A 15314-nucleotide genomic window follows, 5' to 3' on the forward strand; every position below is an offset into this window, starting at 1 on the left:
GACCGAGCCGGCAATAACGCTTCCTCAGAACGCGAACTTGACCTGCGCCCGGGCGCGCTCGCTTCTCGCCTGATTTGCAAGCAGCTCGTCGAATCGTGCGGTGAGGCTGAGTGATTTGTTCACTTGCAGCTCGAAGCCGAGACCGATCAAGGCATGGTCGTGCTTCTCTGCCAGACCGAACAGGCTGTAGGTCGTCGCCGCATCGAAGCCGTAATAGGCAATCTGCGTGTAGGCGCCATTGAAGCTGTGGCGATAGGCGAGTTCGAGGCTCGATTTAAGGGCGCCGGCCGAAGTGTCCATCATATGGCTGAACTTCGTCCCGAGCACGCCGGCGGCATCGACGGCCGACGTCCGGTCGAAGGTCAAATTGTAGATGCCCGCGCCGGTCTCGGCGTAGCCGTCGAGCCAGATCCATTGCAGGTCGAGCCGCGCGTAGGGCGCGATCTTCCAGCGATCGATCTTGATCTCGTGGTTCACCGACAGCGAGCCGAACAGGTCGCCGGCCGACCGGTCTCCGGCGCCGAACGCCAATGCGGTGCTGTCGTAGCGATAATTTGCAAGCCGGCCTCTCGCATAGCCGAGGACGCCATCCATGAACCAGAGCGGTGCCACGCGGTAGCTGGCATAGGCCTGCGCCGACCAGACATTGGCATCGATGCGCGAGCCATTGCTGCCGATCGTGGCGTGATCGATGCCGAAGCCCGCGGCAACGCCGGCTTTCAGATTTGGGGCGAGGCGCGTGTCGACGCCGGCGGTCATGCCGGTCGAGGACACGTTGTACTTGGCATCGACGTAAGTCGTGTCCCGGCCGAATTGCAGCGCGCCGGCAGTCCAGTAGCGGAGCGACGAATCGGGAGCGGCCACCACGGGTTCAGCCTGTCCGTCTTTCGACCTTCGCCGCGCTGTATCGGATGCGGAGCCTATCGTCGGCGTTGCATCCGCCGGCAAGCCATACTGACGCTGCGGGGCCGGCATCTGCGCGAACGAGGCCCTGTTGCTCACCAGGGGCACGTCGTCATTGTGCAACTCGGTCAGCCGGTCCTGCACGTTGTCCATCTGTTGCTGACCCATCACCTGCACGGTGTGGACCTGGAAGTCGACCATCGCCTTGATCGTCGGATCTGCGGTCGGATCCGGCATGGCGGCATAGCGATAGATGGCCGTCCCCGTGGCCGAGCCGAGCGGCGTCGTGACGGTGACGTCGACTGCGCCCGCCGCATGCGGCGGCGTCACCACCGAGATCTGCGTCGCGCTCAGTACCGTAAAACTGAGCACGTTGACGCCGCCGAACTTGATCGATGTGGCGCCGGTGAGATGCTGGCCGATCAGGATCGTCGTTTGCTGTCCGGCGACCGGACCCGACGCCGGATTGGTGCTGGTCACCACGGGGCCGGGACTGGGCGCAGCCGTGCAAGCCACGGTGACATCGATCTGGGACGGTATGCCTTCGCTCAGTGAGCGCCAGCTGAACGTCTGTGTGCCCGTCGTGGTCACCGTGACATGCAGCGAGCCCGATACCGTGCCGGAGCCATCGGCATAATGACCGCCGACACCGAATTCGATGCCGTAGAAGAACGTCGTGTCGACGACAAAGGTGTAGTTCAGCGTGATGATGTCGCCGGCGGTCAGCGACACCGTGGTGGACTGGTTGTCTCCGCTCCAATTGAACGCGCCGCCATTGATGTCGGCGCAGGTGGCCGCCGCGAGGGCCGAGCCGACGCCGATCGCCTGGGCGAGCGCGAGCAGCACGACCAGGCGGGATACAGCCAGTGCCGCCGCCGAGGTGACCTGCTTGACGCGGGCAAGGCCTGCGCGCGCGGCGTTAACAAAGAAAATCATACCCCAATCCCCAACCTGTCCGCATCGCTGCCGAAAGACTGACCTTGATGCGGGACCGCACTGACGGCGCGGCCGGTCAACGACCGCAGAGCCCGGCGACGCGACGTCGGAGGTGTCTGGGATCGACTGAAAATGGCTCCTAGGCGAAAGGGCGGGAAACGACCATCAATGCGGGTTGATCTTTGCGACGGCGGGGTCGTACCGCGCCGGAATCCTGCTAGCCTGAAGTGAAGAAGCTGCATCGACATTGGCTCTGGACGAGAGCCGATCACTTCTGCAATTGAAGGCCGCAAGTGACGAGCGTGAGGATAGGCCGGGATGCCGGCGGTAGAATTTGACCTTCCCGGATTGATCGGCAAGACCGGCGAGTTTCGCGACAGCACGACGGAGGAGGCGTTCTCCGCGAGCGTCTGGCAGTCGGCGCGCGCGATGGCCCTGCTATGTGTCCTCGCCGAGACGGTCGCGAGCCTGTCCTTCGCGCCGCTGGATTTCCTGATGCTGACCGGCCCTCGGCTGGTTTTCTTCGTGGAGGTGCGGGTCCTGATCGGGCTCGCGGCGGCTGCCGCCGTGCTGGCGCTGCTGCGGACGAACCGCTATGCCCGCATCGTCGCGATCACGCATCTGCATCAGATTGCGTTCTTCACGCTCAACGCTCTGGTCTTCAACCATCCTAGCCTTACTCGTCACGGCGGATTGCTGCTGCCGCTGATCGCCATCGCGCTCAACCTGTGCGTCCCCGGGCGATTTCGCTGGGTTGCATTGATGAGCGCCTATGCGCCGATCGTCAGCCTGTTGTTCTGGGCCGTGCTGAGGCCGGATCCGGAGAGCCCGCTCGATCTCACGATCATCATGCTGATCGTGCTGGTCGGCTACGTCGTCGGCGCCGTGGCGCGTACACAGTTCAACCGGCTCCGGCGCGAGGAATATCTGCGTATCGCGCGCGAGCGGCAGATCAACCTCGATTTGCGCGAGGCCAAGGATGCGGCGGAAGCGGCCGCGAACGTCAAGGCGGACTTCCTTGCGGTCATGAGCCACGAGATCCGCACGCCCATGAACGGCATCCTCGGCATGGCGCAACTGGCGCTCGACGAGCCGCTACCGCCCTCGCAACGCAAGCGTCTGTCGATCATCAAATCGTCGGCGGAGGGGCTCCTCAACATCCTCGACGACATTCTCGACATCTCCAAGCTCGAACGGCAAGCCGAGCTCTATGAGCGCGCGCCGTTCAATCTCCGGCAGAGCCTGCGCGAGATCGTCAATCTGATGACGCCGCGGGCGCAGGAAAAGGGATTGAGCCTGCAACTGGTGCTCTCGCCGTTGGTGCCGCAATGGGTGCTCGGCGATCCGTCGCGGGTGCGGCAGATCCTGTTCAACCTGATCGGCAACGCCCTGAAGTTCACCAGCCAGGGCAGCGTCACCATCGAAGTCACGGCCGCTCGACCGGACCAGCAGGCACGGACCACGTTCTGCGTGTCGGATACCGGCATCGGGATCACGCCGGAGCAACGGGCGCACCTCTTCCAGGCGTTCGGCCAGGCGGACGCGTCGATCCGGCGTCGCTTCGGCGGCACTGGACTTGGACTTGCGATCTGCAAGCGGCTCGTCGACGGTATGAACGGCGAGATCGACGTCGAGAGCACGCCGGGGCGGGGCAGCCGCTTTCGCTTCAGCTTGCCGCTGCCGGCAACCCGTGAGCCGGTGGGGCGCGATGTGGTCGAGGCGGCGGCTCTACATGTCAGGCGGCTCAATCTGCTGCTCGTCGAGGACCTTCCCGTCAACGCGATGGTCGCGCGCGGGATTCTGGAAAAGGCTGGCCACAGCATCGCGCTGGTCAAATCGGGCGAGCAGGCGATCGAACTCGTGCAGTGCGCGCGATTCGATGCGGTCCTGATGGACATGCAGATGCCTGACGTGGATGGGCTCGAGGCGACGCGTCGAATCCGCGCCCTGGCGCCTCCGCACAGCCGGGTTCCGATCGTTGCGCTCACCGCCAACGTCATGTCGGAGGATGTCGCCGCGTGCCTCGCCGCGGGTATGGACGGACATCTGGCGAAGCCGATCGACGTCGCCGCCCTGCACGCGGCGATCGAGGCCGCGCTGCAATCCCGGCGCTGGCCGGTATCCGGCCCGAGCATTTCCCTGAAAGCTGGTGGCGACGTTCTCGTGGTGGGCGACGAACGCAAGGCAGCGCACGCTCCGCTCCAGCAACTCGGATTTCGCGTTTTTCCGGCCCAATCGTTTGAGGCGGCCGGCACGATGGTGTCTGCGCGGGAATTCGCCGCGCTGGTGGCGGTCGCCCCGCCCTCGGGATTTCTGCGATCGCTGCGCGAGCGCACCGCAGGGGAAGGCAAAGGCATGTTCATCATCGGCATTCCCTCCGATGGCCAAGCCGCGATGCTGCTGGAGGAGGGCGCCGATCTCGCGCTGGCGCCCGCGCTCGCCGCTGATGACATCGTCTGGAGGATCGAGGCGTTTCTGGCACCGCCGCAGGCGCACGGATCGTTCGCGCTCGAAGAGGTGTTTGAGCGTGATCGCATCGATGAATTGCAGGGGCTGTTCGCCGACAGCCTCGTGGAACTCGACCGCGACTTGGCGCGCCGCGACTTGGCGCCGAAGGATCTCGCAAGCATCGCCCACCGCATCAGGGGGAGCGCGGCAAACCTACGAATGCCTGAACTCGCCGCGCGCGCCGATGACGCGCTGCTGGCGGCGAAGACTGCCGGGGTGAGCCGCGGCGACCGGGACGAAGCCGTGAAGGCGCTCAGGCGGCAGATCAGGCTCGTGCTGCGGGAGCTGGATGTCGCCGCTCAGGGCAGGCTGGCGCCCGCTTCAACCAACCGCGCGTTCGAAGGAACCAATGTCGACGATCATACTGGTGGTTGAGGACGCGCCGGAGATCCGGCTGATGCTGACGTCGTTCCTCCAGGAAGAGGGCATGGTTACGCACGGCATGGCGACCGGCGGCGAGCTGCGTGCGGGGCTCGCTGCGCTCAGGCCCGACATCGTCCTGCTCGACATCAACCTGCCGGACGCTGACGGTATTGCGCTCGCGCGTGAATTGCGGCTCGGGGAGCAATGCGGCTTGATCTTCGTCACCAGCCGCGATTCCGATGACGACGTTCTGTCCGGGCTCGAGGCTGGCGGTGACGACTATATCTCCAAGCCGATCAATCTGCGAACGCTGCTTGCCCGCATCCGCAGCGTATTGCGGCGGACCAAGGAAAAGATCATTACGTTCGACGGATGGATTCTCGATCCGGTCCGGCGCGAGCTGTTTCGGCCCGACGGCAGCATGGTCAAGCTGACCTCGGGTGAATTCAACATCCTCGCGGCTCTTGCCGCGCAAATGACGCGGCCGCTAAGCCGCGATTTCCTGCTCGACGTCATCTCCAATCGCGATCCGCGCGAGATCAGCGAGCACACGGTCGACAATCTGATCGTGCGGCTGCGTCGCAAGATGCAGTACGAGGGAACGGCCGCTCCGATCGCAACCATCCGCGGCGTCGGCTATGCGCTGATGCCGCTCCAGGCATAGGTCCTCACCCCAGCCGCTGATCCCGCATGTCCTGCGTGTCTTCCGTCGCCGCCTTGACCGCGGCGCTCGCGGCGCTCTTCGCCGCGCCCTTGCGGCTTGCAACCTCGATCGCCTTGCGGCCGGAGATCTCGTGGCCGGCATCGGCGGGCATCTGCCAGAAGAAAAAGCTCGATGCCGCCGAGGTCAGCGCCACCACGACAAAGGCCGGCATGAACACGGTGGCGTTGAGCTCGCTGACGTGGTTCAGCCACATCGTCGTCTCCACCGAGGCGGCTCCGACCGCGACGCCGGCGGAGACGGCGAGCTGCTGGTTGACGCTGACCAGCGTGGTGGCCCGGCTCATCTGCGGGCTCTCGACCTCGGCATAGGCCACGGTGTTGATCGCGGTGAACTCCAGCGAGCGGAAGAAACCGCCGACCACCAGGATGACCATGATGATCAGAAGCGGCGTCGTCACCGTGAACAGCGCGCAGACGCCGAGGAAGAACGCGCTGACGATCGCATTCACCGTCATCAGGTTGCGGAAGCCGAAGGCGCGGATGAGCCGTGCCGCCAGCGTCTTCATGCCCATGGCACCGAGCGAGGAGGAGAAGGTGACGAGACCGGAGTGGAATGGCGTGAGCCCGAAGCCGATCTGCATCAACAATGGCAAGAGGAAGGGCAGGGCGCCGATGCCGAGTCGGAACAGGAACCCGCCGATAATCGCCGCGCGCAGCGTCGGCAGCCTGAGCAGCGAGAAATCCAGCACTGGCGAGCCCGTCCGCCGGGCATGGATGACGTAGAGCGTCATCGAGATCGCGCCGCCGGCGACCAGGGCCGCCACCGTGCTCCACGGCAACAAATTGAGGCCTGCGACCGAAAGACCGAAGGCGATGCCTGCAAGTCCGACGCCGGCGAGCACCATGCCGTAGAGATCGAACTTCTCCTGCGTCTCGCTCTTGATCGGATCGATGAACTTCAAGGCCATGAAGATGCCGAGCAGCCCGATCGGGATATTGATCAGGAAGATCCAGTGCCAAGACGCGTAGGTGGTGATGAAGCCGCCGAGCGGCGGGCCGATCACGGGACCGATCAGGGCAGGGACCGTCACCCAGGCCATCGCGTTGACGAGCGCGCTCTTGTCGACCGAGCGCAGCAGCACGAGGCGTCCCACCGGCGTCATCATCGCGCCGCCCATGCCTTGCAGGATGCGTGCGAACACGAAGCCGGTGACCGAACCTGACAGCGCGCAGCCGACCGAGCCGATCATGAACACGCCGACCGCGATCGCGAACACCAGACGCGCGCCAAACCTGTCAGCGGTCCAGCCGCTCGCGGGGATGAACACGGCGAGCGACAGCAGGTACGAGGTGATCGCGAGTTTCAGCGTCAGCGGGCTGGTGCCGATATCGGCCGCGATCGCCGGCAGCGAGGTGGCGATGACGGTGGAATCCATGTTCTCCATGAAGAGAGCCGTGGCCACGATCAGCGGAATGATGCGTTGCTTGTCGATCATGTCGGGTTGGTCATGGAAATGGGGTGGGAGGGCGAGAATTTCGGCTTATCACCGCCACCCCGGCAGGACCATTGCAGATCGACGCATAGCACCTAAATCCTGCGCTCGCTCCTACGTCATTCCGGGGCTCGCGACTTCGACGCACCCCGGAATGACCGGGGGGCGCTGGGCAATCCCCGCTAAATTCACGTAAAAAGCCTGTGCATGGCTGGCCAGCGGGCCGATTTGCTTTGATTCGTCACGCGGACATGCTATCGACCCGCGTCAACCCCACCGATGGGCTCCGATTCTCAAGGCGATGCCGCAAGGTACGCCGAGGGCGGCGCTCATCCATTCTCATTTGCGGCAGGGCCGCAGGAAGGAGTTGGCATATGGCCACGGTGCAACTTCAGGGCATCCGCGAAGCATTTACGTTCGACGACGTGCTGCTCAAGCCGGGCCTGTCCGACGTCATGCCGGGCGAGGTCGACATCCGCTCCCGCGTCACCCGCGCCATCCCGCTCAACATCCCGATCATGGCCTCCGCCATGGACACGGTCACCGAGGCCCGCATGGCGATCGCCATGGCGCAGGCCGGCGGCCTCGGCGTCATCCACCGCAATTTCGATCCGGAAGGGCAGGCCGCCCAGGTGCGGCAGGTCAAGCGGTACGAGTCGGGCATGGTGGTGAACCCGCTCACCATCAGCCCCGAGGCCACGCTCGACGATGCGCTCAAGCTGATGAGCGATCACGGCATCTCCGGCATTCCCGTCGTCACCGGTGCAGGCAAGGCGACGCCCGGCAAGCTGGTCGGCATCCTCACCAACCGCGACGTGCGTTTTGCCACCGACCGCCGGCAAAAAGTCTCCGAGCTGATGACGCACGAGAACCTCGTCACGGTGCGCGAGAATGTCAGCCAGGACGAAGCCAAGCGGATGCTGCATCATCACCGCATCGAGAAGCTGCTGGTGGTCGACGATCAATATCGCTGCGTCGGCCTGATCACCGTCAAGGACATCGAGAAGGCGGTCGCCCATCCGCTCGCCTGCAAGGACGCGCAAGGGCGCCTGCGCGTCGCCGCCGCCACCACCGTCGGTGACACCGGCTTCGAGCGCACCGAGCGCCTGATCGATGCCGGCGTCGACCTCGTCGTCGTCGACACCGCGCACGGCCATTCCCGCCACGTGCTGCATGCGGTGAACCGCATCAAGCGTCTCTCAAATTCGGTGCAGGTCGTCGCCGGCAATGTCGCGACCTCGGACGGCGCGCAGGCGCTGATCGATGCGGGCGCTGATTGCATCAAGGTCGGCATCGGCCCGGGCTCGATCTGCACGACGCGCATCGTCGCCGGCGTCGGCGTGCCGCAGCTCACCGCGATCATGGACGCGGTCGAGGCGGCCAAGAAGTCCGACATTCCCGTCATTGCCGACGGCGGCATCAAGTTCTCCGGCGATCTCGCCAAGGCGCTCGCCGCCGGCGCCGACGTCGCCATGGTCGGCTCGCTGCTCGCCGGCACCGACGAGACTCCCGGCGAAGTGTTCCTGTGGCAGGGCCGTTCCTACAAGGCCTATCGCGGCATGGGCTCGGTCGGCGCGATGGCGCGGGGATCTGCCGACCGCTACTTCCAGCAGGACATCAAGGACTCGCTCAAGCTCGTGCCTGAAGGCATCGAAGGCCAGGTGCCCTATAAGGGCCCGGTCGGCAACGTCATGCACCAGCTCGCCGGCGGCCTCCGTGCGGCGATGGGTTATGTCGGCGCCAAGGACATGAAGGAGCTGCACGAGAAGGCGCAGTTCGTCCGCATCACCGGCGCGGGCCTGCGCGAAAGCCACGTCCACGACGTCACCATCACGCGCGAGGCGCCGAATTATCCGGGCGGGGGTTAGGCGCTTCGCTCGCGGCTGCGCGTTTGTTTGGGCGCACTCTCCTCACCGGCGGCGTCATTCCCCGCGAAGGCGGGGAATCCAGTACGCCGCGGCTTCCCGGTTCAATCACTATCGTCTCGGAGTACTGGATGCCCCGCCCCCGTGCGCAATTGCGCACTAGGCGGGGCATGACAGCGCGTGTTGGGATTTGCTTCATTCCCGCCTACCTCCTAAATGACTGCAACAAGCAGTCAGGAGGAAGCCATGTCCCAAGCCAAACGCATCGTTCTCGCCGCGCGTCCCGTCGGTGAACCAAAGCCGTCCGATTTCCGCATCGAGGAATTCGCAGTGCCAACGCCCGGCGCTGGCGAGGTTCTGCTGCGCACGATCTGGCTGTCGCTCGATCCCTATATGCGCGGGCGCATGAGCGATGGTCCGTCCTACGCCGCGCCGGTGCCGGTCGGCGGCGTGATGGAAGGCGAGGCGGTGAGCGAAGTCGCAGCCTCCAACAATCCTGATTTTGCGGTAGGCGATATCGTGCGCGCACGCACCGGCTGGCAGACGCATGCGATCTCGAACGGCAAGGGCCTCATCAAGGTCGATCCCAGGCTCGGCCCGATCTCGACCTCGATCGGTGTGCTCGGCATGCCCGGCATGACCGCCTACACCGGCCTGCTCGACATCGGCAAGCCGCAAGCCGGCGAGACCGTCGTCGTCGCCGGAGCATCAGGCGCAGTCGGCTCCGCCGTCGGCCAGATCGCGAAGATCAAGGGCGCGCGTGCGGTCGGCATCGCCGGCGGCAAGGACAAGTGCGATTACGTGGTGAAGGAGCTCGGCTTCGATGCCTGCATCGATCACCGCGATCCCGATCTGGCGGCGAAGCTGAAGGACGCGTGCCCTGATGGCATCGACGTCTATTTCGAGAATGTCGGCGGCGCCGTGTTCGAGGCGGTGTTCCCGCTGCTCAATCCCTTCGCGCGCGTGCCGGTCTGCGGCCTGATCGCGCATTACAACGACACCGAAGCCAAGCCGCCGAAATGGGCCGCATCGCTGATGCGCGCGACGCTGACCAAGCGGCTGACCTTCCGTGGCTTCATCGTCTCCGATTTCGCCTCGCGCCATGGCGACTTCCTGCGCGACATGTCCGGGTGGGTCCGTGACGGCAAGGTGAAGTACAAGGAATTCGTCACCGAGGGCCTGGAGAGCGCTCCCGGCGCCTTCATCGGGCTCCTGAAGGGCGCCAATTTCGGCAAGCAGCTGGTCCGGGTCGGGCCGGACAAGGCCTAAAGCCTGGGCTTTTGGCGTCTCCAGGAGGCTTGGAGCGTCCTGGAGTTGCGCTGCCGCCACACGCCAGACGTTGATGGTTAACGAATAGTTACCGATCGGCCACACCTGCCCGTAAAAGTCGCAATGTGTGACCGAGGGTTCATTGACGCCGGGGGTGAAGGCATTGAATCATCGCGCATATTTAGGGTGTTGCGATGTTAGAGATCGGTATTTTCTGCGTAATCCTGCTGGCTGCCGGCTATTGGGCGGCCATGTATGTCATGGGCCGCCATGACGACGTCATCCACGGCAAGTTCGTGCATAGCGAGAACGAGGGCGACTTCGCCGCTCCGGCAATGCCGACACCTCCTCCGCGTTTTCCCAGTCGTCCAGTCAAGCCAGCCCAGCCAACCAAGATCGTGCAGGCCAATGATCCGGCGGCCAAGCCAGTGAGCAGCGATGCGCTGCAGTCGTTGCTGGCCGCGATCCAGCAGGATCTCAAGAGCGTCGCCTGAGCGGCCCGCTCAGACGCTGCCGCGTTCAATCAGGAACAGATCGACGGCCAGCTGCTGCGCGCCGCGTGGCGTGCCCGATAGCCGCGCCAGTAGCAGTTCGCCCGCGATACGACCCACTGCCCCGGCATCGAACGAGATGGTGGTGAGTCCCGGCGTAATCTGATCGGCAACGTCGTTGTCGCCGAAGCCGAGCACGGCGAGATCGCGCGGCACCGAGAGCCCGCGGGCGCGGGCCTCGATCAGCGCGCCGGTTGCGAGCAGATCGTTGGCGCAGAACACGGCATCGACGCGGTCGCCGCGCTCGAGCAGGGCGGTGAACGCGGCGCGACCGTCGACGAGCCCGGTGATTTCACCGACGCTGATCTCGTGCACAACAGTGAGCCCCAGCTGCGCCGCCGCTGCGCGAAATCCGTCGCGGCGCAGCGCGCCACGGCCGCTGCTGCGGCCGATGAAGGCGACGCGGCGGTGCCCGGCGGTCGCCAGCCTGCGCGCCGCCATCGCGCCGGCATCGGCATTGGGCAGGCCGACCAGCATGTCGATGGGATCGCGCGGATAGGCCCAGGTCTCGATCACGGGAATTCCGAGTTCGGCAAGTGCGGCACGATTCTCCTCGAGCTCGATCACGCCCGTGAACATCACCGCCGCGGGCCTGATGCCGCGCAGCGACTGGATCATCGCAACCTCCTTGGCATAGGAGTAGGAGGTCTGGCCGACCAGCACTTCAAAACCCTCGGGCTCGAGCGTTGCGGCGAAGCTGCGCACGGCAAGGCCGAACTGCTGGCTGAGGATGTTGGAGACAAAGGCGACGACCACGTTCGAGCGGCCCGAGCGCAGCGCGCGCGCATGTGGGTTGGAGGCATAGCCGGTCGCTTCGATCACTTCGAGGATGCGCTCGCGCGTTTCGCGATTGACCTTTTCGGGGTGGCGCAGCACGCGCGACACCGTGATCGGCGACACGCCTGCGCGCTCCGCGACCTCCTCGATGCGCGGCGGCCGCCCGGTCGCATTGCTGCGGCCGGGCGGCGCCGGAATGCGCACCACATCGTCATAGCTCGGCTTGGCCGGATCGGTCATCGGTTCCAAAGGTTAGTCGAAGTCGGTGGTCTCTCCAAAGCTCAGCGCGTTACCTCGTCGCGAGAGAGCCCGCGGCCGACCTGGACCAGGCAGTCGCCGCTCTGGCTGTCGGTGTGCAGGCGTTGCGAGATCACGATGCCGTCGGCGGGGAAGCGCAGCACCTCTTCCGCCAGCTCCGGCCGCTCGAAATCATGGTACCAGCCGGCGATGTCGCCGGCCTTGACCCGCGCGCCGACGGTGACGGCCGGCTCGAACCAGCCGCGGCGTGTCGCGAACACCGCCTGCGCGTGGCTTTGCAGCGCCAGCAATTCGCTGGCGCGCTCGACCGGCGCGTGCGGTCCGAGCACAGGTGCCTGAACCAGGCCGAGCGCGAGCAGGAGGCGGTCGACGGCGCGCGCGGTCAGCGCCATCGTCTGCGGCGTGACGGTGCCGCCGCCGCCGAATTCACCCGAGAGGCCGATCGCGCCGGCACGCGCGGCAGCGGCCATCGAGGTCGGTGCAGCGGCGCCGTTCTCGGCGACGAAGGCGAAGGGCATGCCAAGCCCTTCCATCAGGCGCAGCGCATGGCCGAACATCTCGGGCGGTCCCTGCCGCTCGATCAGTGCGCAGGGCACATGCGCCATCGACGTGCCGCCGGAATGGATGTCGAAGACGACATCATGGCGCGGAAACAGCTCGTGCTCGAGGAAATGCGCAAGGCGGAACGTCGGCGTGCCCCCGGCATCGCCGGGGAAGGCGCGGTTGAGATTGCCCTCGTCGAGCGGCGAGCGGCGGCGCGCCGCCATCACCGCCGGCAGATTGGCGAACGGAAGAATGGTGATCTCGCCCTTGACGGCCGTAACATCGAGCCGGCGATACAGCCGCGTCAGCGTGATCTCGCCCTCATATTCGTCACCATGATTGCCGGCCATCAGCAGCAGCTTTGGGCCGGCACCGTTCTTGATCCGGAAGATCGGAATCTTGAGCTGGAAGTAGGGCGATCGATCGATCGAAAAGGGAATGCCGAGATGGCCCGACCATTTCTGGTCCTTCTCGAAATCGATCTCGTGGAAAAGTCCGGTATGCATGGTTTGCCTCGCGGCCGCACCGTCGCCGGTGGCGGCCAAAGGTTGAACAAAAGAACGGCGCTCAGAGCAACGCGACCGCGGTCATCTCGACGCGCAGATCGGGATCGGCCAGGCGGGCTTCGACGCAGGCACGCGCCGGCGGATTGGCCGGGTCGATCCAGGCGTCGTAGACCGAGTTCATGGTCTCGAAGTCGGTGATGTGAGGCAGGAACACGTTGACCGCGATCAGCCTGGAGCGGTTGGAGCCGGCTTCCTTCAGCAACGCGTCGATCTTGGCGAGCACCTGCTGCGTCTGCGACACGATGCCCGCCTTGCGGTCATCGGCGACTTGACCTGCGATGTGCACCATGCCGCCCGCCGCGACGGCCTGACTCATGCGCGAGCCGACGACATAACGTTTGATCATCTCGAATTCTCCTACGGGCGGCTCCCGCAGAATCGCGGGAGCCGGTCTGAACTTACAGCGTCGGCAGCGTCTGCTCTTCCTTGAACCATTTCAGTTGCAGCGCGCCGAGCTTGCCATTGAGCTTGTTGGTGAAGATATCGGTGTTGATCCAGTTGAGCAGATTTTGCTCGCCCTGGCGCACGCCGACATGGGCGGGCGACTGGCGGATCAGGAATTTGAGCTCGATCTCCTTGGTCGGGTTCTGCTCCTGCGCCTTGATCGCGATGGCGCTGTTCTCGGCGAAGGTGTCGGCCTGTCCCGCCAGGAACGCGGCGAGCGCGGCCGGCGTATCCTCGAAGCGCACCAGCTTCACCTTCGGCGCATTGTCGGTCAGCCAGACGTCGAGCGTCGTGCCCTTGGCGACTGCGACGGTGCGCCCCTCCAGATTGTCGGGTTTCTTGCCGGTGGCAGCGGGAATCGATTTCGCACCGTAGACGCCGAGATTCACCACCGCATAGGGCTGCGAGAACATCACCTGCTGGGCGCGCTCCGGTGTGGCGCCGAGGCCTGCGATCAGCATGTCGATCTTGTCGGACAAGAGGCTCGGAATGCGCGCCGGGCCCGTCACCGGGACGAGCTCCAGCTTCACGCCCATGTCGGCCGCGATCAGCTTGGCGAGATCGGCATCGAGACCTGCGATCTCGCCCTTGTCGTCCTTGAAGCCCCAGGGAGCGGCATCGGTGAGGATACCGACGCGAAGCTTGCCCGCGCCGAGCACGTCCTGGAGCTTGTCGGCCTTGGCAAGGCTTGTCGCAGCGAGGACGGCAAGTGCCGCGGCTACGACCGTGAAGAGGGACTTCCGCTTTCTCATGGCTTTCTCCTGGTGGCGGCACGATGGCCGGATTGGTGAGACGACGTTCATTTCGCCGAACCGATGAAGCTTGCGAGCTCGGGTGTTTCAGGGCTGGCGAACAGCTTTGCCGGCGGGCCCTGTTCCCAGACGCGGCCCTGATGCATGAAGACGATGCGGTTGGCGACGTTGCGGGCAAAGCCCATCTCGTGCGTGACCAGGACCATGGTCATGCCTTGCCTCGCCATCGCCTCCATCACCTTGAGGACTTCGCCGACCAGTTCAGGATCGAGCGCGGAGGTCACCTCGTCGAACAGCATGAGGTGAGGGGCCATGGCCAGGCACCGCGCAATCGCAACGCGCTGCTGCTGGCCGCCAGAGAGCTGCTCCGGCCAGGCGTCGATCTTGTCGGCGAGGCCGACGCGGGTCAGCACGTCCTCGGCGAGTGCGCGGGCCTTCGACTTGTCGATACGGCCGGTGAGCAGCGGGGCGAGCGTAATGTTGCGCTCGACCTTCAGATGCGGAAACAAATTGAAGGCCTGGAATACGATGCCGACGCGCTGACGGAATTTCTTCAGGTCCGGCATCTTGGCGTGGACCTTTTGGCCCTCGACGCGGATCTCGCCAGAATCGACGCTCTCCAGCGCGTTGATGCAGCGGAGCAGTGTCGACTTGCCCGAACCCGAGCGGCCGATAATGGTGACGATCTCGCCTTCCTCGACGTCGAGCGAGACGCCCTTGAGCACCTCGGTCTTGCCGAATGTCTTGTGCACGTCGCGAATTTCAACGAGAGCCATCGAGGCGGGCCTCCAGGGAGCGGGACCAGAGCGTGAGCGGCAGGCACAGCGCGAAATAGATCGCAGCGACCAGCGCATAGGTGAGCAGCGGTTGGAACGTCGCCGCGCTCACCAGTTGCCCGGCGCGGGCGAGCTCGACGAAGCCGAGGATCGAGGCGAGCGAGGTGCCTTTGATCAGCTGCACCAGGAAGCCGACGGTCGGCGGCAGTGACAGGCGCAGCGCCTGCGGCGCGACGATGTGGCGGAACTGCTGCCAGGCGGAGAGGCCGAGGCAGGCACCGGCCTCCCACTGCGCCTGCTTCACGGCCTCGAGCCCGCCGCGCCAGATCTCGCCGAGGAAGGCGGCGGTGTAGAGCGTGTAGGCGACTGTGACCGCGATGATCGCGGGCACCTGGATGCCGAGGAAGACGGGCATGCCGAAATAGAAGAAGAACAACAGCCCGAGCAGCGGCACGCTCTGGATGGTCTGGATCAGCGCCGCCATCGCCCAGCGCAGGCCCTTGAAGCGGCTGATGCGACCCATTGCGAGGCCGAGCGCCAGCGGCGCGCCGAAGGTGAGCGCGAGCACGACCAACGCGACGGTCCAGCGCAGGGCCGAAAACAGCGAGACGAAGTCGATGAGGGTGAAGGAGCGCATCGCCTGTCCC

General features: G+C 65.3%; 13 protein-coding genes. 5 read left to right on the plus strand and 8 right to left on the minus strand.

What is annotated here, in order from left to right:
* Positions 1-24 precede the first annotated feature (24 nt).
* Positions 25-1839 (minus strand): autotransporter family protein, encoded by a 1815-nt coding sequence (locus XH98_RS34115; RefSeq protein WP_271621174.1) that lies wholly within the window; start codon positions 1837-1839, stop codon positions 25-27.
* Between the two features lie 318 nt (positions 1840-2157).
* Here XH98_RS34115 and XH98_RS34120 point away from each other — a divergent pair, with 318 nt between their 5' ends.
* Together XH98_RS34120 and XH98_RS34125 are read left to right on the plus strand one after the other, a co-directional pair.
* Positions 2158-4722 carry an ATP-binding protein gene (locus XH98_RS34120; RefSeq protein ID WP_271621175.1) on the plus strand — a complete coding sequence of 855 codons (2565 nt, stop codon included), beginning with the start codon at positions 2158-2160 and terminating at the stop codon, positions 4720-4722.
* Complete coding sequence (locus XH98_RS34125) at positions 4697-5374, plus strand: response regulator transcription factor (RefSeq protein WP_271603106.1); 678 nt, start codon at positions 4697-4699, stop codon at positions 5372-5374. The genes XH98_RS34120 and XH98_RS34125 overlap by 26 nt, the downstream gene beginning before the upstream one ends.
* A 4-nt stretch (positions 5375-5378) precedes the next feature.
* On the opposite strand, the gene XH98_RS34130 is transcribed toward XH98_RS34125, so the two are convergent.
* Positions 5379-6869 (minus strand): MFS transporter, encoded by a 1491-nt coding sequence (locus tag XH98_RS34130; protein WP_057758124.1) that lies wholly within the window; start codon positions 6867-6869, stop codon positions 5379-5381.
* A gap of 371 nt (positions 6870-7240) precedes the next feature.
* Between XH98_RS34130 and guaB the strand changes: the two genes are divergently transcribed.
* The 3 genes from guaB (at position 7241) to XH98_RS34145 (ending at position 10494) form a co-directional block, all read left to right on the plus strand.
* The gene (gene guaB, locus XH98_RS34135; protein ID WP_271621176.1) at positions 7241-8734 is read left to right on the plus strand and encodes an IMP dehydrogenase; all 1494 of its coding nucleotides are present in this window, start codon (positions 7241-7243) and stop codon (positions 8732-8734) included.
* Between the two features lie 243 nt (positions 8735-8977).
* Entirely contained in the window at positions 8978-10000 is a 1023-nt protein-coding gene (locus XH98_RS34140; RefSeq protein ID WP_271603104.1) for an NADP-dependent oxidoreductase, read from the plus strand.
* Between the two features lie 194 nt (positions 10001-10194).
* Positions 10195-10494: a hypothetical protein gene (locus XH98_RS34145; protein ID WP_271621177.1), complete on the plus strand. Its 300-nt coding sequence runs from the start codon at positions 10195-10197 to the stop codon at positions 10492-10494.
* A gap of 9 nt (positions 10495-10503) precedes the next feature.
* Here XH98_RS34145 and XH98_RS34150 read toward each other — a convergent pair whose 3' ends face one another.
* The 6 genes from XH98_RS34150 to XH98_RS34175 all read right to left on the minus strand — a co-directional run bounded on the left by XH98_RS34150 (position 10504) and on the right by XH98_RS34175 (position 15304).
* Positions 10504-11568, minus strand: a complete 1065-nt coding sequence (locus XH98_RS34150) for a LacI family DNA-binding transcriptional regulator (RefSeq protein WP_271621178.1) — start codon at positions 11566-11568, stop codon at positions 10504-10506.
* A 41-nt stretch (positions 11569-11609) separates the two neighbouring features.
* Entirely contained in the window at positions 11610-12635 is a 1026-nt protein-coding gene (locus tag XH98_RS34155) for a succinylglutamate desuccinylase/aspartoacylase family protein (protein ID WP_271603101.1), read from the minus strand.
* A 61-nt stretch (positions 12636-12696) separates the two neighbouring features.
* Positions 12697-13041, minus strand: coding sequence for a RidA family protein (locus XH98_RS34160; RefSeq protein WP_057758116.1), 345 nt, complete (start codon positions 13039-13041; stop codon positions 12697-12699).
* Positions 13042-13093: 52 nt separating this feature from the next.
* Positions 13094-13891, minus strand: coding sequence for a transporter substrate-binding domain-containing protein (locus XH98_RS34165; RefSeq protein WP_271621179.1), 798 nt, complete (start codon positions 13889-13891; stop codon positions 13094-13096).
* 47 nt (positions 13892-13938) lie between these two features.
* The gene (locus XH98_RS34170; RefSeq protein ID WP_271621180.1) at positions 13939-14667 is read right to left on the minus strand and encodes an amino acid ABC transporter ATP-binding protein; all 729 of its coding nucleotides are present in this window, start codon (positions 14665-14667) and stop codon (positions 13939-13941) included.
* Positions 14654-15304, minus strand: coding sequence for an amino acid ABC transporter permease (locus XH98_RS34175; protein ID WP_271621181.1), 651 nt, complete (start codon positions 15302-15304; stop codon positions 14654-14656). The genes XH98_RS34170 and XH98_RS34175 overlap by 14 nt, the downstream gene beginning before the upstream one ends.
* Between the last annotated feature and the right edge of the window lie 10 nt (positions 15305-15314).

The sequence above is a fragment of the Bradyrhizobium sp. CCBAU 51745 genome (assembly GCF_028128715.1).
In the GTDB taxonomy this organism is placed as follows: Bacteria; Pseudomonadota; Alphaproteobacteria; order Rhizobiales; family Xanthobacteraceae; genus Bradyrhizobium; species Bradyrhizobium manausense.